General features: G+C 62.3%; 13 protein-coding genes. 9 read left to right on the forward strand and 4 right to left on the reverse strand.

Features of this window, described 5'->3' with window-relative positions:
* Positions 1–286: 286 nt before the first annotated feature.
* Both lapD and lapG read right to left on the reverse strand, forming a co-directional pair.
* Positions 287–2,233: a cyclic di-GMP receptor LapD gene (gene lapD, locus IB266_RS30155; RefSeq protein ID WP_192264389.1), complete on the reverse strand. Its 1,947-nt coding sequence runs from the start codon at positions 2,231–2,233 to the stop codon at positions 287–289.
* 14 nt (positions 2,234–2,247) lie between these two features.
* Positions 2,248–2,871, reverse strand: a complete 624-nt coding sequence (gene lapG, locus IB266_RS30160; RefSeq protein ID WP_371856198.1) for a cysteine protease LapG — start codon at positions 2,869–2,871, stop codon at positions 2,248–2,250.
* Between the two features lie 271 nt (positions 2,872–3,142).
* On the opposite strand from lapG, the gene IB266_RS30165 reads away from it, so the two are divergent.
* From IB266_RS30165 to IB266_RS30185, 5 genes are all read left to right on the forward strand, one after another.
* Positions 3,143–3,835, forward strand: coding sequence for a GntR family transcriptional regulator (locus tag IB266_RS30165; RefSeq protein WP_192264392.1), 693 nt, complete (start codon positions 3,143–3,145; stop codon positions 3,833–3,835).
* A gap of 684 nt (positions 3,836–4,519) precedes the next feature.
* Entirely contained in the window at positions 4,520–5,296 is a 777-nt protein-coding gene (locus IB266_RS30170) for a DUF3050 domain-containing protein (protein ID WP_092204952.1), read from the forward strand.
* A complete protein-coding gene (locus IB266_RS30175) occupies positions 5,293–6,225 on the forward strand; it encodes a diiron oxygenase (RefSeq protein ID WP_092204953.1) in 933 nt (310 codons plus the stop codon). The genes IB266_RS30170 and IB266_RS30175 overlap by 4 nt, the downstream gene beginning before the upstream one ends.
* A gap of 10 nt (positions 6,226–6,235) precedes the next feature.
* Positions 6,236–9,787: a non-ribosomal peptide synthetase gene (locus IB266_RS30180; protein ID WP_192264395.1), complete on the forward strand. Its 3,552-nt coding sequence runs from the start codon at positions 6,236–6,238 to the stop codon at positions 9,785–9,787.
* A gap of 32 nt (positions 9,788–9,819) precedes the next feature.
* Positions 9,820–10,284 carry an SRPBCC family protein gene (locus tag IB266_RS30185; RefSeq protein WP_192264397.1) on the forward strand — a complete coding sequence of 155 codons (465 nt, stop codon included), beginning with the start codon at positions 9,820–9,822 and terminating at the stop codon, positions 10,282–10,284.
* Between the two features lie 622 nt (positions 10,285–10,906).
* On the opposite strand, the gene IB266_RS30190 is transcribed toward IB266_RS30185, so the two are convergent.
* Positions 10,907–12,787, reverse strand: coding sequence for a methyl-accepting chemotaxis protein (locus IB266_RS30190; protein WP_192264400.1), 1,881 nt, complete (start codon positions 12,785–12,787; stop codon positions 10,907–10,909).
* Positions 12,788–13,039: 252 nt separating this feature from the next.
* Between IB266_RS30190 and IB266_RS30195 the strand changes: the two genes are divergently transcribed.
* The 3 genes from IB266_RS30195 (at position 13,040) to IB266_RS30205 (ending at position 17,120) form a co-directional block, all read left to right on the forward strand.
* Positions 13,040–13,540, forward strand: a complete 501-nt coding sequence (locus tag IB266_RS30195; protein WP_092176834.1) for a sigma-70 family RNA polymerase sigma factor — start codon at positions 13,040–13,042, stop codon at positions 13,538–13,540.
* Positions 13,530–14,531 (forward strand): FecR domain-containing protein, encoded by a 1,002-nt coding sequence (locus IB266_RS30200; protein WP_192264403.1) that lies wholly within the window; start codon positions 13,530–13,532, stop codon positions 14,529–14,531. The genes IB266_RS30195 and IB266_RS30200 overlap by 11 nt, the downstream gene beginning before the upstream one ends.
* Before the next feature lie 84 nt (positions 14,532–14,615).
* Positions 14,616–17,120, forward strand: coding sequence for a TonB-dependent siderophore receptor (locus IB266_RS30205; protein ID WP_192264406.1), 2,505 nt, complete (start codon positions 14,616–14,618; stop codon positions 17,118–17,120).
* 150 nt (positions 17,121–17,270) lie between these two features.
* Here the strand turns inward: IB266_RS30205 and IB266_RS30210 are convergent, their stop codons facing one another.
* On the reverse strand, positions 17,271–18,344 hold the full coding sequence (locus IB266_RS30210; protein WP_192264409.1) for a fatty acid desaturase: 1,074 nt from the start codon (positions 18,342–18,344) through the stop codon (positions 17,271–17,273).
* 100 nt (positions 18,345–18,444) lie between these two features.
* On the opposite strand from IB266_RS30210, the gene IB266_RS30215 reads away from it, so the two are divergent.
* Positions 18,445–19,449, forward strand: coding sequence for an AraC family transcriptional regulator (locus IB266_RS30215; protein ID WP_192264410.1), 1,005 nt, complete (start codon positions 18,445–18,447; stop codon positions 19,447–19,449).
* Positions 19,450–19,737: the final 288 nt, after the last annotated feature.

The following is a 19,737-nucleotide window of genomic DNA, read 5'->3' on the forward strand; positions in this document are numbered from 1 at the left end:
GCATTGTGGAGTGGGCATCCCGGCATGGATGCCGGGATAGCCGCGCTGGGCCATGGATGGCCCTTCGCGGCGGGCCCACGGAGCAATGCCGGAGTGAGGGCACACCGAGCCTAGGCGAGGTGCCGAGCCTAGGCGAGGTGCCGAGTGGTGGGGCACAGACCTTTTGGTTACTTTTGGGGCGTTTGCCAAAAGTGACCCGACGTAAGGGCGGAACCCTAAGTGGCCGTTACCGCAGCAATGGATATGTACTCGGTCAAAAGGCTATAGGCCGCCTCGTCAACAAGCCTCACCCCCAACGCCGAGGCTCCCCAACCAACTGCCCCTGCACCCCAAACAACCCCATCTCCCGAATCACCGCCAGCTCCCCCTCCGTCTCAACCCGCTCGGCAATCAGCGGCAGATCAATACTGTGAGCAGCACGCTGAATAGCCTCGATGAACAAACGCTTGTCACTTTCCTGATCAATGGCGCGGATATAACTGCCATCGATTTTCAAGTAAGCCAACCCCAGCCGCGACAAGTTGCCGATCATGCTGAACCGCCCACCAAAGCGTTGCAGGCTCAGGGAAAAGCCCAGCTCACGCAATTGCCGGGTCAACTGCTCCAGCACGGCCTGCTCCGGCAATTGCTCTTCGCCAATCTCCAGGGTCAGGCGCGGCCCAAGGTTGGAATGGGCCCGCAGGATCTCAAAGATCTTGTTCAGCGCCTGAGGATCGGCCAAGGTCGCCGAAGACAGGTTCAACGCCAGGGACTGTTCATGCCCGGCCATTTGCCTGAGCACTTGCTCGAGCATCAAGCGGTCCAGGCGCGCGGTCCAACCGAAGCGCTCCAACCAGGGCAGGAAACGCCCGGCGGGGATGGTCTGGCCCTGCTCGTCCAACAGCCGCGACAACACTTTGTAATGCAGCACCACCTGGGTGTCTTGGGCGGCCACCACCGGCTGGAAGTACAGCTCGAAGCGCTGATGACTCAAAGCCTGGTCGAGCAAGGTGTGCCAGGCATGGTGATCGTCGCCAACGCTGGCCGACGCGCTGTGGTCCAGGCACGCCCAACCCGGCTCACCCTGGCTCTCGGCCTGGGCCAGGGCCTGGTCGCCGAGCTGGAGCACCGCCTGCGGCGAGTCGCCATGGATGAACGGCGCCAGTCCGATGGAGGCCACCGAGGTCACGTCGGTCGCGCCAGTGGCGTGCAGGCTCGCCAACGCGCTTTCGAGGTTCTGTGCCAGTTGCAGCGCTTCCTCGCGCACCAATCCTGGCGCCAGCACGGCGAACTCCCCGCCGCGAATGCGTGTCACCAGATTGTGGGTTTCCGGATACCGGGCGCATTCACGCAACAATTGCTCGCCCACGGCCTTGAGTAACTGGTCAGTGCGCTGCCCGCCCAGACGCTGGTTCAAACCGGCCAGGTCCTTGACCCGCAGCAACAGCAGATAACCGGAACTGGCCTGCTCCGGGTTACTCACCCGGGCGTTGAGCTGCATTTCGAAGTAGCGCCGGTTGGCCAGGCCCGTGAGGGTGTCCTGGTAGGACTCGACCCGCAGTTTCTCGCTGCGCTCGGCCTGCTCCTGGAACAGCGCCTTGAGCTTCTCGACCATCTGGTTCATCGCCTGCACCACCCGCCGCAACTCAGGCGTACGGGGCAACTCCGGCAGGCTCAGGAACTCGCGACGAGCAATGGCATGGGACTGATGCACCATGTAGTCCAGCGGCTTGAGCTGGCGACGCAGCAGCAAGGCCCCCAGCACCGCGCTCACGGCGCCACACAGCAACAGCCAACCCAGGCTGCCCAACGCGCTTTGCCACAGCTTGGCGAGGGCGAACATCGGGTGACTGATCACTTCGACCCGCGCCGCCTGCTCCCAGCCGCGACTGACGATGGCGTCGCCACCGGCCGGTTCCAGGCCGATCAGCTTGACGAACCATTGCGGCACGCTGCCAGCGTCCGGCGTGCCGGTGCGCTCGACCAGGGTCTTGTCGGTGGCCACGTCGACCACGCGGATGCTGGCGTAGTAGCCGCTGTCGAAGATCGAACTGACCATCAGCTCCACCATCGCCGGGTCGTCGATGTTCGGCGTCAACGACAACGCCAGCGCCGTGGCCGCGTCCTGGGCATGGGAGCGCAACTGGTTGACGTACTGGGCCCGCGAGCTCTCCAGACTGACCATGAAGCTGCCGCTGAAGGCAACCACCAGGAACAGACAGATAGCGATCAACAGCTGTTTGAACAAGGACATCTGAGCGCGCGCTCCTAGTTAGTCGTCTCGACCGGAAAACCTTCGGCCTGCATTTTCTTCAACACATCCTGCCACCGGGACAGGCGCTTGGTGTCACCCACTTTCTTGTTGCCCTTGGCGCCCGGCAGCCACAGCCCTTCGGCATTGAAAGAGTAGACCGGGAGCAAGTCGGTTCGCTGGCTGGCCGGCAGGATCCCGTCGATCAGGCTGTCGAGTACCAGCGGCATCGCCTCGGGCGTGGCGTAATAGGTGAGCACCATGTGGGCACGGTTCTGCCGCAAGGCCTTGACGTAGGTGATGCGCAGCTTGTCACTGGACACCCCGAGATGGCGCAGGCTGAAATACTTGGCGATGGCGTAGTCTTCACAATCGCCGGCGCCCTTCCACAGGGCCTGGATCGGCGTTTCCCAATAGTCGACTTCACGCCACAGGTCGATGTCTTCCACGTAGCGCACCTGTTTGTTGAAAAACAGGTTCACCACCTTGAGCTGTTCCAGTTCCGGGATCTGTTTCTGGGTCGCCAGCAATTGCTGCCACGCGTCGATCCGTTGCTGTCCTTCCCCCAGCGGGCCATATAACGCTTGCGCCCGCCGGCTGATCTGCGCAAAGTCCCAGTCGGCCTGCAGGCCACCCAGCATCAGGCCGGCCAGCAACAATGCCGAACACAGCCAGCGCAAGGACCTGAGGACAGGGAACGGTGCAGCCAAGGGAAATACGTCCGAAAAGGGTCGTTGGAAATTCGTTGGATGGTGACGCCTGGCCCACTAAAAGACAATGGCAAGGTGCAATCACCGCAGGCAGACTAAACTTTAGTTCAGGAACCTCCGGACGAGAGACTTTGACGGCTCGCCAACCTGTGACTAACGTGAGCCTGGATCCAATTTTTACTACCAATCAGGGTGCGTTGTCGTGACACAGAAGCCCAAACCGCTTAGCACTATCCAGATCAACGGTCCCATTCCCGCTGACCAGGCACGCTCGATCATCGAAGAGTCTCTGCGCGAGGCCATCCTCGATGGACGCTTGCCTTGCGGTACCGCCCTGCGCCAGCAGGAACTGGCCGACCTGTTCGGCGTGAGCCGCATGCCGGTGCGCGAGGCGTTGCGCCAGCTCGAAGCGCAGTCACTGCTCAATGTGGTTCAGCACAAGGGCGCCGTCGTGGCGCCGTTGATCACCAACAATGCGGTAGAAACCTACGCCCTGCGTTCGGTCCTGGAGTCTTTCGCCTTGCGCCTGTCCATCCCCTTGCTCGATGACAGCGACCTGGCACTGGCCGCCCAATACATCGAACAACTGGAAACGGAAACCGAGCACGCCGAGATCGGCAAGCTCAACCGGCTGTTCCACATGTCGCTTTATCACAAGGCACCCAACGGCAAGCTGCTGGACCTGATCGAGCGCGAGCTCAATGAAGAAGAGCGCTTCCTGCGCTTTCATCTGTCGTCCATGGGCCTGGGCAAGTTGAGCCAGGACGATCATCGCGCGCTGCTCGAGGCCGCACGGGCCAAAGACATCGATAACGCGATCGTATTGCTGGAACTGCACCTGGAAAAAGCCTCTGTCACCATGCGCCGGTACTTGGAACAGTCGTCGAAGCTGTGATCCCACGTCGGCGCTCCGTCCGACGTAAAAATTTCTTACATATCCTTCCGACTCATTTGTCGCCAGCGCGGCGCGGCCTGGCCGTGGCCGCGTCTCGTCGCCCCATCAGTTCAATGGCACTGCCATCGATTTGGGCTCACTCTTGCGCTTATCGATTCAAAACAGACCTGAAGAAGTCAACGCCTGGCTGAGGCCAGGCGAATCGAAGCCAATACGCAAGGAGCGTCGTCCAACCGGCGGGATGATCGGATGTCCGACCGACGTCCTGCCCATAACATAAAACTTCCTTATTCCCCGATCCCTGAAGTGCTCCGAGTGAGGCATTCACTCGAACTATTCGATTCTGATACTCCTAAATCGGAAGGAGCTTCTTCGCCCCAATAAAACTTATATTAAAAGTTTTAAAAGCCCTCTTCGCGCCCAATAAAACAGCCACTTTAAATAATTAAAAAAGTACTTGCCGCTTACTTGTTCCGTGTATTAGTTTTTTATTCGCCGCGTTAACAGCGGCCCTTCCGACTTGCGAAAACCCAAGAAAACAAGGGCATCACAAGCCGAAAGCACGATTAAAAGAGAATACTTAAGCCACTTTGGCAATTCATGGATTTCGGTTCAGGCACCCGCTCGCCCTCACTAACTAACGAGCCGCCTTCCGGACAAAACATCATTGATGAGGACGTTCCAATGCAGCCATCCAAAGAACAACTATCTCTCAAAAAACACGAACTTGGCCAACACCCGGTTTTTTCCGAGATTACATCAATCGATCTGTTGCGCCGCTTTATGGAAAGCCATGTCTTTGCCGTCTGGGACTTCATGTCGCTGACCAAGCGACTGCAACGCGAACTCACCTGTGTCCACCTGCCCTGGCTGCCGCCGGCCGACCCCCACGCGGCCCGCTTGATCAATGAGATCGTGCTGGGAGAAGAATCGGATGACCGCCCTGGTGCCGGCTATTGCAGCCATTTCGAACTGTACCTGGACGCCATGCGGGAAATCGGCGCCGATACCCGCGCCATCGAGCAGTTCATCACCCTGCAGCAGGAAGGCGTCAGCCCCGAGACCGCGCTGGACAGTGTCGAGGTCGAACCGGCGGCGGCACGGTTCGTCCGCCAGACCTTGCACACCGCCCTGCACGCCCCGGCCCACAGCGTGGCCGCCGCCTTCGTGCACGGTCGCGAGAGTGTCATCCCGCAGATGTTCCAGCGCATGTTGGACGCCTGGGGCATTGGCCTGGATCAGGCACCGACCTTTCGTTACTACCTGCAACGGCACATCGAAGTCGATTCCGAAGACCACGGGCCGGCGGCAGAAAAACTGTTGGCACGGCTGATCGATGGCGACCCGCAGCGCGAAACCGAAGTCCTGGCCGCCGCACTCGCCGCCGTCCACAGCCGCGCCGCCTTGTGGGACGGCCTGCGCCAAAGCATGACCCAACCGGTTGCGCAGGTGATGCCATGAACGCCATCCCCTACCAATCCTTCGCCGACGCCTGGGAGAGCCGCGCCACGATCCGTACTCGGCCACGGCGCCGGGTCGAAGACGACGACAAGCTGATCTTCCCCATGAGCCGCCAACCGCTGGTGCATAGCCAGACCTTCCTCAGCCACTGTGCGCAACTGCGCGACTTTGTGCTGGTGCAGAGCCTCTACAAGTTCATCAACGACGTGGTGATTTTCGAGACCGAACTGGTGGACCACACCGCCCGGCGCATCGCCAAGAACCGCTTCGGCATCGAATTCCCGTTCGCCTGCCGCTACGACGCGATGACCGTGGTGGTGGACGAGGATTACCACGCGCTGGTGGCGATGGACTTCATGCAGCAGACCATCGACATGACCGGCATCGATCCCATCCCGTTGCCGGGGCAGATCGAACTCAGCCGCGCCATACCGGCGACCCTGGCCCGAGCGCCGGAGCATTTGCTCAGCGCCGTGGAGCTGATCTGCATCGCCATTGCCGAGAACACCGTGACCAACGAAGTGGCCGCCTTCGCCCGGGACGATTCGGTCAAGGCCTCGATCAAGGGGTTGATGGCCGACCACTTGCTCGACGAGGGCCGGCACTCCGGTTTCTGGACGCGACTGGTACAGATCTACTGGCGCACCGCACCCGAAGAAGATCGCGCGGCGATCGCACGCTTGATGCCCGGTTTCATCGCCCAGTACCTGGCGAGCGACCTGCAACAAGCGTTCGACTTCGAGCTGATCGCGCACCTGCCCGTCGACGAATCGGTACGCCAATCGCTGCGTGAAGACGCCAGTGCGCTGGCGTACCCCATCAACCGCTTTCACCCGTTGGTGGGCAACATCACGCGCTTTTTCCGCGGCAGCTCGATGCTCGCGTCCCCCTGCGTACGCGACGCCCTTGCCGATTACCTGACCCCATGAGGACCTTTCGATGAGACGCCTCGACATTGCAGTGCCTGGCATCAGCCAGGCCATGGCCGAACTGGCCCGGGAGCTGGAACTGCACGGCCACGCAGTGGTTCGGCACTCGCCGGCCGGCCACGACGCGGTCGACCTGTTGATCGACGACGGGACAACACCGCAAGCCATTGAAGCCCGTTCATGCCTCCAGATCCGCGTGGCCCTGTGCACGCTGCCCGGTGAGACATTGCCGCAACCGGTGCTGGTTTTCCGCGACGGTGCGCAGCGGCTGTTGTGCCAGGAAGTGATCGCGCCGCAACGCGATGGCAATGGTCAGTCCTTGCGCCTGCGTACGCTGGCGACGCTGGTCGAGACCGGCGCACGGCTGGTCAGCCAGTTATCCCGGGACGAAACCTGTTTCGATCACTGGCCAACGGTACACGCTGACGCTGTCGACCCGCCCCTGCTCGGGCTCGATGCGCTGGAGCCGCTGGCCTTCGAGCACGGCCTCAATCGGCCGGCGGTGCCCTGGCTGCTGGCTGCCGCCGACGTACCGGTGATGCACAGCATCGAACAGCGCCTGCTCGATGACGCCACGCAACCGGCCTTGTGGGTCGATGAGCAATTCATCGACTACAAATCCTTGCGCCGCCTGGCGCTGGGGTTGCAACAGCCGATGCTGGAAACACTGCAAAGCGCCGGACCTGTAGGAGCCGGGAGAGCTGAACCTGTGGGGGCAGAGAGCACTGAACCTGTGGGAGCAAGGCTTGCCCGCGATGAAGACACCGAGGTTCTCAACCAAACCGCGTCAGCGTTCATCGGGGGCAAGCCTTCCTCCCACAAGGTGATCGGTGTGTGCCTGCCCAAATCCGCGCACCTCTATGCCGCGATCCTGGCGGTGCTGGGTTGCGGCGCGGTGTACCTGCCGCTGGACCCGCAACACCCGGCGCAACGTCGACGCTTTATCCTGGAGAATGCCCGGGCGGACCTGCTGCTGCACGACGGCAACAGCGACCTCGGCGACCTCTCGCTGCCAACGCTGAATGTCCATCAACTGCCAGCGCCCAAGCCCGGCATCCCGGTTTCGCTGATCCGGCGCGTGGTGAACATCGACGAGCCGGCCGTGGCGATCTACACCTCCGGCACCACCGGCCAGCCCAAAGGTGTGTTGCTCAGCCACCGCAACCTCAGCCATTTCTGTGCCTGGTACGGCGACTACGTCGGGTTGCGGCGCGACAGCCGGGCGTTGCAGTTTTCCACCATCAACTTTGACGCGTCGCTGCTGGATATCCTGCCGACCTTCATCCACGGCGCCCTGCTGGTGGTGCCCAGCGAAGACCAGCGCCGCGACCCGCAGCAATTGGTCGCGTTGATTCACCAGCAGCATGTCAGCCACGCCTTTCTACCGCCTGCGCTGCTGAGCGTCATGCCCCTGGATGCGCCGCTGGGCCTGACGCACCTGATCACCGGTGGCGATGTCTGCGAGCCTTTCGTGATCGAACAACTCGCGCCCCAATGCCGGTTCCACAACATCTACGGCCCGACCGAAACCACGGTGCTGGCGACCACACGCCAGTTCGGTGTCGGCGACAACAACCGCAACCTCGGCGTGCCCATCGCCAATGGCCGGGTCCTGATCCTGGACGAACAGTTGCAACCGGTTCCCCAAGGTGTCCCCGGCGAGTTGTACATCGCCGGCCCGGGCGTCGGCCTCGGCTATCTGAACGACCCGGCGCTGACCGCGACACGTTACCTCGACCTGGCGCTGCCCACCGGGCAAGCGCTGCGGGTCTATCGCACCGGCGATATCGGCCAGTGGACCGACAACGGCATCGAACTGTGTGGCCGCCGCGATAACCAGGTGAAGATCCGCGGCTTTCGGGTCGAGCCCGAGGAAATCGAGCACTGCCTGCGCGACAGCCAGCTGTTTCGCCAGGTGGCGGTGGGGGTCGATGAAAAGCGGCGGATCCTGGCGTTCCTGGTTCACCCCGAACAGACGCCCCCCGGCGCAGCCCTCCAGGCGCTGCGCGAGCACGTGCAGAACAGCTTGCCCAGCTACATGCACCCGGCGGCCTACGTCGAATTGCCCAGCCTGCCCTACACCAGCAACGGCAAGGTCGATCGCCGGGCATTGCTCGCCATGGCGGTGCAGGTGCACGTCGATGGCCAACGGCGCCAGCCGCAGAACGCCCTGGAAACACAACTGCAGCAACTGTGGGCCGAGCTGCTTGAATTGCCGGTCGACGACATCGCCACCGACGAGAGCTTCTTCAACCTTGGCGGGCACTCGATCCTGCTGTCGCGCCTGCTGCTAAGCATCCGCCAGGTGTTCGGCCGCAGCCTGTCGATCAACCGTTTCATCGAAGCGCCGACGCTGATGACCTTGGCGAAGTTGCTGGACGACCCGGAGCACAGCAGCGTATCGACCCTCAGCCCCCAGGCCTTCATCGATGCCGAGGCCGAGCTCAACCTCGATCCGCTGCCCATCAGCCAGTGCGGCGATGTGCACAAGGTGGTGGTGACCGGCGCCAACAGCTTTCTCGGCGTGCACATCGTCGAAGCGCTGCTGGCCTGGGGCGCCACGGAAGTCGCGTGCCTGGTGCGCGCGAGCGCCGAACACAGCGCGGCCGAACGTTTCTCCCAGGCCCTGCGGGACAATCACCTGACCCACCTGGACCTGGACCGCGTCAGCGTGTACGCCGCCGACATCACCCAACCGCAATTGGGTTTGCCGGACGACGTCTACGCCCGCATCGATAGCACGTTCGGCGCGCTGGTGCACAACGCCGCCCACGTCAACCATGTACTCGACTACGGGTCGCTGGCACGGGACAACGTCGAGCCGATTTTCGAGTGCCTGCGCCTGTGTGAAGGGCGCAGCAAGAAAATCTTCAATTTCGTCTCCACGCTGTCCGCCTCCAGTGCCCTGGATGCCGATGGCCAGGTGCTGGAACAGCCTGCCGCCGAGACGCCGCCGATCTACATCAAGAACGGCTACAACCTGTCCAAATGGGTCGGCGAACGGATCCTGCAACGGGCCCGCGATCGCGGGGTGTGGGTCAACCTGTTCCGCCCCGGCAACATCAGCTTCAACAGCCTGACCGGGGTCTGCCAGCCCCACAAGAATCGCTTGATGCTGATGCTCAAGGGCTCGATCCAGCTCGGCCAGGTGCCAGACCTGTCACTCAATTTCGACCTGATGCCGGTGGATTTCCTGGCCCGCTTCATCGCCTTCCACGCCAGCCGCTACCAGCCCACCCAAGCGGTGTTCAACCTGCACAACCCGCAGCCTTTGAGCTGGGACGCTTACGTCGCGTCGTTCCGCGACAGCGGCCGGGAATTTTCGCTGGTGAGCGTCGCCGAGTGGCAACGGCAACTGGCGCGGGTCGATGCCGACAATGCGTTGTTTGGCGTGCTGGGTTTCTACCTCAACGGCTTCGAGGAAGACATCGGCGACATCTCACTGATCAGCCACGACAACGCCCGCGCCGGCGTGCGGCAGATGGGCGCCAGCTACCCGGAAAAGTCCCCGGCCCTGCTACGTCGCGGCGCCGACTACCTCAAGGCCATCGACTTCATTTGAAACACCCTCAACCCAAAGCAAGGAGCAAGACCATGAGTGCATTGCAACCCGACACCCTGATCAAAAACCCCCACGCCTGCCAGGTCGAAACCTCGGTGGAGGTCACGGCCGACGCGACACGCGTCTGGGACGTGGTGGGTGATTTTGGCGGATTCAACCGCTTCATCCCGGCGCTGGAGCACATCGAAATGACCGGCGAAGGCGTGAGGTCCCTGCGCAAGAAATTCTTCCGCGATGGACAGAACCTGGTGGTGGAACAGCTCAACAGCCGTGACGACCAGGCCATGCACATGACCTGGACGCTGATCTACAACACCCTGGGCATCGACAACCTGTGGGCGGCCATGCGCGTCGAACCCCTGGCGGACAACCGCTGCCGCGCCACCTGGACCATCATCGCCGACCACACCGACGCCCACACCCCGTCGGGCTTCAGGGATTTCCTCCAGGGCTTCGCCGATGAGGCGATGGGGAATGTGCAAGGGATGTTCAAGTAAGCACCAGCCCCTCGTGGGAGCGAGCCTGCTCGCGAAAGCGGCGGGTCTGTTGGCGGTGATGGTGGCTGTACCGCCGCCATCGCGAGCAAGCTCGCTCCCACAAGGGTTCTCGGGTGGAGACAGGGTTTGTGTCCACCACTCATTCCAGTGTGGGAGCCGAGCTTGCTCGCGATGGCGGTGGGTCTGTTGGCGATGATGCCAGCTGGGCAGCCGTCATCGCGAGCAAGCTCGGCTCCCACAGGGGTTCTCGGGTGGAGACAGGGTTTGTGTCCACTACCCATTCCAGTGTGGGAGCAGAGCCTGCTCGCGAAAGCGCTGGACCTGTGCCGGTGATGGTGATGGTGATGGTGATGGTGGCTGGGCTGCCGCCATCGCGAGCAAGCTCGCTCCCACATTGAGCTGGCGTGAACTCAAGATCCAGGCTCACCAACAATCCCCTGTGGGAGCGGGCTTGCTCGCGAAAGCGGCGGGTCTGTTGGCGGTGATGTTGGCGGGGCTGCCGTCATCGCGAGCAAGCTCGCCCCACATTGAGCTGGCGTGAACCCAAGACCCAGGCTCACCGCCAATCCCCTGTGGGAGCCGAGCTTGCTCGCGATGGCGGTGGCTCGGCTTGCGGCTGGGGTCAGATCTTGAAGCTGTCCACCAGTTGCTTCAGTCGATTGGCCTGTTGGGACAAGGCATCGCAATCCTTCAGGGTTTCATTGAGGTTGGCCACGCTTTGCTGGTTCAGCAGGTTGATGTGGCTGACGTCCATGTTGAGGGTTTCGACCACGGCGGTCTGTTCTTCGGTCGCGGCGGCCACCGACTGGTTCATGCCGTCGATCTCACCAATGCGCTGCGTCACGCTGACCAACCGCAGGCCGGCCTGGTTGGCCACTTCCACGCTTTCTTCGCTGGAGGTCTGGCTGGCGTTCATCGTGGTGACCGCTTCACGGGAGCCGACTTGCAGCGAGGTGATCATCTTGTGGATTTCTTCCGCCGACTCCTGGGTACGGTGCGCCAGGTTGCGCACTTCATCGGCCACCACCGCAAAACCGCGTCCGGCTTCACCGGCACGGGCCGCTTCGATGGCAGCGTTCAGGGCCAGCAGGTTGGTTTGCTGGGAGATGCCCTTGATCACGTCCAGGATGTGCCCGATGTTGTCGGTGCTGGCGTTCAAGGTTTCGATCTGGGTGCACGAGAGGCTGATCTTCTGCGACAGCTCGGTCATGGCCTGGATGGTTTTTTCCACCACCTGGCGACCGTCATCGGCCTGTTCGCTGGCACCGCTGGCATGCTGCGAGGCATCGGCGGCATTGCGCGCGATTTCCTGGGTCGCGGCGCCCAACTGGTTGATGGCCGCGGCCACGCTGTTGGTGCGGGCACTCTGCTCATCCGAGCCGACGAGCGAAGCGTTGGACGAGGTCATCACCCGCTGCGACAGGTCATGCACCTGGCGGGTAGCGGAAGACACTTCCGAGATCGACGCATGAATCCGCTCCACGAACTGGTTGAACGAACCACCCAGCACCGCGAACTCATCCTTGCCCTGCACCACCAGGCGGCGGGTCAGATCGCCTTCGCCCTGGGCAATGTCCTGCATGGCGCGACCCATGGTGGTCAACGGACGCATCAATACCTGGATCAGCATGCTCAGCAGCAACGCAATGGCCGCCACCGCGACGAACATCGCAATCAACGCCGACGTACGGAACTGGCTCAACGGCGCATAGGCCTTGGCCTTGTCGATCGACAGGCCGATGTACCACTCGGCATTCGGCAGGCCCGTCACCTGGGTGAACGAAAGAATGCGGTCCTTGCCATTCAACTCGACCTCCTGGATACCCTTGCCAATGCGCACCGGGGTTCCGGGGTAGATGTCCTTGAGGTTCTTCATCACTTGGTCTTTATCCGGGCTGACGATCACCTGACCGTCGCCGCTCACCAGGAACGCATGGCCGATACCACCGAAGTCCACGGAGTTGATGATTTTCACCAGGGTTTCCAGGCTCAAGTCGCCGCCCACCACGCCGAGCAGTTCGCCGTTGTGCTTCACCGGCAGGGCAACGGTCACCACCAGGCCACCCACCGCCGCCAGATAAGGTGGGGTCAGCATGGTTTTATCGGCGGTCACCGCCTGTTTGTACCAAGGGCGCTGACGCGGGTCGTAGCCGTCAGGCATTTTCGCGTCAGGCCGTTGGGTGAAGACACCGTTGGCCTGGCCCACATAAGTGAACTGGAAGTTCGACGTCAGTGCCGGTTGGTCGACCAGCCCCGGCAAATCGGCAGCCGCCCCCTGATGCGCGATGTTTTGCGCCAGGTTTTCCAACACCAGTATCCGGCCACTCATCCAGTTCTGGATGCTGCTGGCCGTCAGGTCGCCGGATTGCTCGATGGACGACTCAAGGCTGCTGCCAATGGTGTTGCGCTGCAAATAATCGTTGTAGAGCGTGAACAGGGCAAAAGCCAGAACCACCACACCAGAGGCGGCGAGAAGGATTTTGTGGCTGAACTTTAGATTCATCGAGGGGGCTTCTTATGCAAGGAGTGGGGGTGCATTCCAGATTGCAACGTTCCATATAACAGCGCGGGCGGTTGTCACTTCGCTCCACTTTGGTGCACGCATATCAGTCTGTCGGCAAGCCTGTACAAATAATTAGAGATTCGAAGAAATAGGCGACGGGAGGACAAGGCGGGCGAACGGTGGTTGCAAATTCGCCGGGCGATGATGACAATGCGACCTATTATCATTTGTAACATCCAGGCTGTTGCGTCCATGTCATCTCCCGAGTTTGCAGTACAGGCGCTCTACAGCCGGCATCACGGCTGGCTCAATACGTGGCTGCGCACCCGGTTGGGCAATGCCGCCGACGCGGCGGACCTGGCCCAGGACACCTTCGTGCGCCTGTTGCAGCGTAGCGAACGCCTGGAGCTTAGGACGCCACGTGCCTTTTTGCGCACCATCGCCCAAGGTCTGGTGATCGACCATTGGCGGCGAGCGGAAATCGAACGCGCCTACCTGGAAACCATCGCTCACCTGCCGCCAGCCCAAACCCCTGGCGCTGAAGCCCAGGCCTTGATCCTGGAACTGCTCGAAGCCATTGCCAGGATGCTCGAAGGCCTCAAGCCGAAAGTGCGCAGGGCCTTTCTGTTGGCCCAGTGCGAAGGCCTGACGTACAAGCAGATCGCCGAACAGATGGGCATCTCGCTGCGCTCGGTGGAGCGCTACGTCGCCGATGCGCTGTACCACTGCTATGTGTTGCGCTATGAAAGCTGAGCCGGCGGATCACTTGCAGAGCCGCCGCAACGGCCCATCGCAACAGGTGGTCAGGCAGGCGATCAACTGGCTGCTGCGCCTGCGCAATCACACCGCTCACCCGACCCTGCGCCAACAGTGCGACACCTGGCGCGCCGCCCACCCTGAACACGAACTGGCCTGGCAACGGGTGCAATCGCTGCACAGCGAATTGACCTCGAACCTGCGGGCTGTGCCCGGTGCCCATGTCGCCCTGGACACCCTGGAAAACAGTGCCCAGCGCCTCAGTCGTCGCCAGGCCCTGAAGTTGCTGTCGGGCATCGCCGTGGTGAGCGGCGCGGCATGGCTGGGCAAGGACCTGGGCTGGCAAGCGTGGAATGCCGATTTCGCCACCGCCACCGGTGAACGCCGAGGTTTCCAGTTGCCGGACGGCACGCGGCTCGAACTCAATACCCACAGCGCCGCCAACCTGGACTTCAGCGCCCGGCAGCGCCTGATTACCCTGGCCCGCGGTGAAATCATGGTCACCTGTGGCCGCGACCCGGGGCGGCCGCTGTTGGTGAAAAGCCGGCATGGCCTGTTCGAAGGACTGGAGGGGCGCTTCGTCGTGCGCCAGGACAGCGACTGCACGCGCTTGAGCGTCACCAGCGGACAAGTCGTCATCCGTTCGCACCCCAGCAGCGCTGGCACGCCCATCCAGGTCGAGGCCGGGCAAAGCTATCTGATCACTGCATCGACAGCGGCCCTGGCGCCGCCGCTGGACATGGACGCAGGCGCCTGGGCCGACGGCTTGATCGTCACGCGCAACATGCGCCTGGAAGACTTCCTCAATGAAGTAGGACGCTACCGCCCGGGCTATCTGCACTGCGCGGCGTCGATTGCCGACCTGCGCCTGTCGGGGGTGTTCCGCTTGGAGGACACCGACAAATTGCTGGCCGTCCTGCCCCGCACGCTCCCGGTACAGCTGCGCTATCGAACCCGTTGGTGGATCACGGTGGAACGCCTGGCTTGATTTTTTTGGCGGGTTTCAGGCCGGCGTCCGGCTAGGACAGTAAGCACCCCTTATCTGCCTTCAGCGACTCCTACGGAACCTACAATGACTGAGCGCGTACCTCTCAAGAACCCCTTCGGCTTTTCTTCGCAACCGGGCCTGTTGCGCCAGGCGATTCATGCCGCGCTGTTCTCCACGGCGCTGGGAGTCAGCGTCGTGCCGATGCTCGCGGTGGCCGCACAAAACGGCGTAACCGCCAGCCGTCAGAGCTACAACATTGCCCCCGGCCCATTGAGCGATGCGCTGAACCAGTTCGCCCGCCAGGCCGGGATCACCCTGGCAAGCACCCCGGCGCAAACCGGCGGCGTCCAATCCCCGGGGCTCAAGGGCGAGTATTCGCCCGACCAGGCCCTGAGCCAGTTGCTCAGCGGCTCAGGACTGGTTGCCGTCAGCCAGGATGGCAGCAGCTACGTGCTGCAAACCGAGACCGCTGGCAGCACACTGGAATTGCCGACCACCGACATCAAGGGCTTCGCCCTGGGTAACGCCTTGGGCAGCATGGAAGGCTACAACGCCACCCACAGCCAGGTCGCCACCAAGACCAGTACCGCCCTGCGGGAAACCTCCCAGAGCGTGTCGGTGGTGACCCGCGAACAAATGGACGACCAGGGCGCGCAAACCGTGTCCCAGGCCATGCGCTACACCCCCGGCGTGCTGACCAACCCCTACGGCGCCACTCACCGCTACGACTATGTGGCGATGCGCGGCTTCAACGACGGCTCGGTGGATAACATCTACCTCGACGGCCTCAAGTCCATGGGCGACAGCGGCACCTACAGCTCCATGCAGGTCGATCCGTACTTCCTCGAGCGGGTCGACATTCTCAAGGGCCCGTCCTCGGTGCTCTACGGCCGCAGTTCGCCGGGCGGCCTGGTGGCGCTGACCAGCAAGAAGCCGTTGTACGAGGCCTATCACCAGATCCAGGCCACGGTCGGTACCCAAGGCCAACGCGGCATGGGCTTCGACTTCAGCGGCCCGGTGGATGACGAAAAGCGCATCACCTATCGCCTGATCGGCCTGGCGGACAGCTCCGATACCCAGTTCGATCACAACAAGGAAAAACGCTTCGCCCTCGCCCCCACGGTGAACATCGACTTCAGCGAGGACACCTCGCTGACCCTGCAAGCGTACCTGCAGCATGACCCCGACGGCGGCTACCACGGTGGCATGCCGGCCGACGGCACCTTGCATCAGCGCAACGGTCGACGGATTTCCGAGCACTTCTTCGAAGGCGAACCCGGCATCGACCGCTATGAGCGTGACCAGCAATCGTTCGGCTACCAATTCGAACACCGTTTCAACGATGTCTTCACTGCCCGGCAGAACTTCCGTTACCTGGATTCCGAGGTCAAGAACGATCAGGTCTATGCCTACGACTGGACCACACCCACCAGCAACGAGCTGAACCGCTACTACACCGGTGCCGAAGAAAAGCTCCATTCGTTCATCGTCGACAACATGCTGCAAGCCGAATTCTTCACTGGCGCGACCAAGCACACCGTACTGATGGGCGCCGACTACCAGCGACGCAAAACCGTGGTCGACTGGACCAGCGGCAGCCTGGCGCCGATCAACGCCTTCGACCCGGTCTACGGCAACTCGGCCATCACCTACTTCAGCCCCACCAGCTACCTGCGGCGCCTGGAGCAGACCGGCGTCTACCTGCAAGACCTGATCGAAATGGACAAGTGGCGCTTCTCCCTCGGCCTGCGCCAGGACTGGGTGCAAACCTCGGATGAGAACCGCATCGCTGAGTTCGGTCGTCCGGAAGGCACCGAGATCAACGACAAACGCACCAAGCTCACTGGCCGTGCCGGGGCGCTGTACCTGTTCGACAACGGCCTGGCGCCGTACATCAGCTACTCCGAGTCGTTCAACCCGAACTCCTATGCCGACAGCGCCGGCAACCCGCTGCCGCCGACCGATGGAAAGCAGTGGGAACTGGGGTTGAAGTACCAGCCGCCGGGCACGGATGATTTGTACACCGCCTCGCTGTTCCGCATCGACCAGGAAAACCTGGCGACCAAACTGCCCCAGGACAACTTCTACCGCGCCATCGGTGCCGTGCGCTCCCAGGGCCTGGAACTGGAAGCGCACCTGCAGTTGACCGAGCAATTCAAAGTGCTGGGCAGCTACACCTTCACCGATATCGAATACTCGAAATCGATGGTCAGCACCCTCAGCACGCCCACCGACATCATCGAAAACAAGGGCAACTCACCGACCCAGGCCCCGCGCCACATGGCCTCGGTCTGGGCGGACTACAAGTTCGACAGCGGCGCCCTCGATGGCCTGCGCCTGGGTGGCGGCGTGCGCTATGTCGGCTATAGCTGGGCCGATGCGGAGAACACCATGAAGGTGCCGTCCTACACGTTGTTCGATGCCTCGGTAGGGTATGACCTGGGCAAGGTCGGCTTGAAGGGCGTGGACGTGCGCCTGAACGCGAACAACCTGACGAACGAAAGCTACGTCGCCTCGTGCGCGAGCCTGAGCTATTGCTACATGGGCGAAGAGCGCAACGTGGCGGCGACGGTGAGTTACCAGTTCTAAGCGTCACCCGTTCCCCGTGGCGAGGGAGCTTGCTCCCGCTGGACTCTGTAGGAGCTGGCGAAGCCTGCGATCTTTTGATCTTTCGCTTGGGATTCAAGCGTCAGGGGAAAGATCGCAGCCTCGTTGCACTCGTCAGCTCCTACAGAGTTCCTACACAGCTCCTGCTGGCCCGGCGGCCCGCACCACAGCCTCTTCCCGCACAAACCGATTCGCCCGCCCGAACGTGCCGAAGTCATTGAACCGCACGCCCATCTCCCGCATCACCTTGTGAGCCACCGGCACCGTCAGTTGGCGAATGTAGAACGGTTCCTTCACCACGAAATGATGAATCCCATGGCTGCTGCCGAAGTTGAAGCAGAACGCCTGCAACGGCCACAACCACCAGGGATTGAGCACCTGGGTTTGCTGGATGACGTTGCCCGGCTCGATGTCGCCGTAGTAGTGCATGTTCGAACTGACGAAATGCAGGCAAAAGGTGCGCAACACGTTCGGCCCGATGATCACCACCGCCGCGATGTCGATCACCTGCATCGTCGCCAGCGTGGTGGCCGACCAGTCAATTGAAGTTCCCAGCAGACTGGCGACACCGTTGGCCCCGTGGAAACCGAGGAACACATACCAGGCGCCCCAGTGCAGCAACGCCAGCGGGAAATAAACCTTCAGCGTGCGCTTGAGGATGCTGCGCTTGTGCACCCAGGTCTTGGCCCGCAGCAGGCGGATGAAGGCCGACATCACGTTGTCGCCCACCATCAGCAACCGCGCCAGCCCCCAGGGTTCGCCGTTGGTGATCGCCCGTTCCTCCATGTCGGCCTCGCTGCCGGACACCTTGTGATGGTTGAGGTGCAGGTGGCGACGGATCCACGGGTTGATCGTGCTCGGCCGCGCCAGCCACACCAGCCCCATCATCAGGTTGTGGGGCAGGCGCTGCTTGCGGAAATACATGCTGTGTATCAGGTCGTGTTCCAGCTCGTGGGTCAGGGACGCGAAAAACCCGTTGAGCAACAGGCACGCCCACCCGGCCAGGTAACCGTTGATGTAGAGCAGCGCCGAACCGATCATCCCAGCCAGGGCCAGCGCCAGGATGCCCGCGCCCAGCGCATCCTGGTGACGCAGGATCGGATAACGCTGGCGCAGTTCATCGCCCCGGGCCAGGACCACCTGGCGAATATGGGCCGCTCGTTGTTGTGCATTCAATCGCTCGGGGCTTGCGCAAGTGCCGTGCATGGCTTACATCCTCTATTAGAGATGTGCTCATCCTGCCGGGCGTTGTCCCATGGGGTGGTAGCCGTAAACGCCAACCTGTTGACCGCAAGCGCCAATCGTCATGACTGAACCGACCTCCCTCGCCAGTTGGACCCGCGCCCTGCGCAAGCAGCTCGATGCATTGGGCCTGGACAGCCATGCCCTGTGCGTCGAGGCGGGTCTCGACCCGCAATGGATGGACGACCCGAACGCCCGTTATCCGCTCTCGGCCACCACGCGCCTGTGGACATTGGCGGTGCAGGCCAGCGGCGACCCGGCCATCGGCCTGCGGGTGTCGCGCTTCGTCAGTCCCACCACGTTTCACGCACTGGGTTATGCCCTGGTGGCCAGCGGCAGCCTGCGGGAAGTGTTCGAGCGGATCGTGCGCTATCACCCGGTGGTCAGCGATGCACTGGCCCTGCAACTGAGCCGCGGCGAAGACCGCTACCGCTTCAATCTCGATGTGCCCCAGGGCAGTCCGGCACCGGCCTTTGAAGCCATCGATGCGTTCGCGGCGATTTACGTGCGCACCTGTCGCAACCGCCTTGGCCGTGATTACGCACCACTGGCGGTGTACCTGCGCCGCCCGGAACCGGCGGACCCCAGCCCATGGCACAAGGTGTTTCGCTCGCCGGTGCATTTCGGCGCCGCCCAGGATTGCCTGGAGTTCAACCTCAGCGACTTCGACAGCCACCTGGACGACGCCAACCCCGAACTGGCCGAGCACAATGAAACGGTGCTCGAACGCACCCTCGCACAGCTCAAGCCTATGACCTGGGAGCGCAAGGTGCGTGCGGCCATCGAAGCCCAACTGCCCGAAGGCGAGCCCAGCGCCGAACGCATCGCCCAGACCATGCACCTGAGCCTGCGCAGCCTGCAACGGCATCTGGCTGACGAAGGCTGCCGTTTCGACGCACTGCTCAACGAATGCCGGGAAAACCTCGCACTGCTGCACCTGCGTGATCCCCAATGTTCGCTGAGCGAAGTCAGTTACCTGCTGGGCTTTGCCGATACCAGCAGCTTCAGCCGCGCGTTCAAGCGCTGGACCGGGATGACGCCGGGGCAGTTTCGGGATGGGTTGCGCTAGGGGTTTGCGTTGGCTGGGCTGGCCCTATCGCGAGCAAGCTCGCTCCCACATTGGGAACAGTGTGACCGCAATATCTGCGACAACACAAAACCCCTGTGGGAGCGAGCTTGCTCGCGATGGCGGTGTATCAGTCCATATTGATGTCGACTGACCTGTCGCCTTCGCGAGCAAGCTCGCTTGTATGGTAGGACTTGAAGGGAGGAGGAGGGACAAGGCTCGATTCTGACTGTTAGCCGCAGTACAGACCGTGGGAGATTTCGCCCCTCCTCCTTTCACCCAAGCGCCGAT

It is taken from the genome of Pseudomonas sp. Pdm06 (assembly GCF_014851795.1).
GTDB lineage: Bacteria > Pseudomonadota > Gammaproteobacteria > Pseudomonadales > Pseudomonadaceae > Aquipseudomonas > Aquipseudomonas fluorescens_AA.

Bases quoted from the DNA above. Each gene is read 5' to 3' on its own strand.
- lapG (WP_371856198.1), bottom strand. From the start codon at position 2,871: ATGCTGGGTGGCCTGCAGGCCGACTGGGACTTTGCGCAGATCAGCCGG.
- IB266_RS30175 (WP_092204953.1), top strand. From the start codon at position 5,293: ATGAACGCCATCCCCTACCAATCCTTCGCCGACGCCTGGGAGAGCCGC.
- lapD (WP_192264389.1), bottom strand. From the start codon at position 2,233: ATGTCCTTGTTCAAACAGCTGTTGATCGCTATCTGTCTGTTCCTGGTG.
- IB266_RS30210 (WP_192264409.1), bottom strand. From the start codon at position 18,344: ATGCACGGCACTTGCGCAAGCCCCGAGCGATTGAATGCACAACAACGA.
- IB266_RS30200 (WP_192264403.1), top strand. From the start codon at position 13,530: ATGAAAGCTGAGCCGGCGGATCACTTGCAGAGCCGCCGCAACGGCCCA.
- IB266_RS30215 (WP_192264410.1), top strand. From the start codon at position 18,445: ATGACTGAACCGACCTCCCTCGCCAGTTGGACCCGCGCCCTGCGCAAG.
- IB266_RS30170 (WP_092204952.1), top strand. From the start codon at position 4,520: ATGCAGCCATCCAAAGAACAACTATCTCTCAAAAAACACGAACTTGGC.
- IB266_RS30180 (WP_192264395.1), top strand. From the start codon at position 6,236: ATGAGACGCCTCGACATTGCAGTGCCTGGCATCAGCCAGGCCATGGCC.
- IB266_RS30190 (WP_192264400.1), bottom strand. From the start codon at position 12,787: ATGAATCTAAAGTTCAGCCACAAAATCCTTCTCGCCGCCTCTGGTGTG.
- IB266_RS30205 (WP_192264406.1), top strand. From the start codon at position 14,616: ATGACTGAGCGCGTACCTCTCAAGAACCCCTTCGGCTTTTCTTCGCAA.
- IB266_RS30195 (WP_092176834.1), top strand. From the start codon at position 13,040: ATGTCATCTCCCGAGTTTGCAGTACAGGCGCTCTACAGCCGGCATCAC.
- IB266_RS30185 (WP_192264397.1), top strand. From the start codon at position 9,820: ATGAGTGCATTGCAACCCGACACCCTGATCAAAAACCCCCACGCCTGC.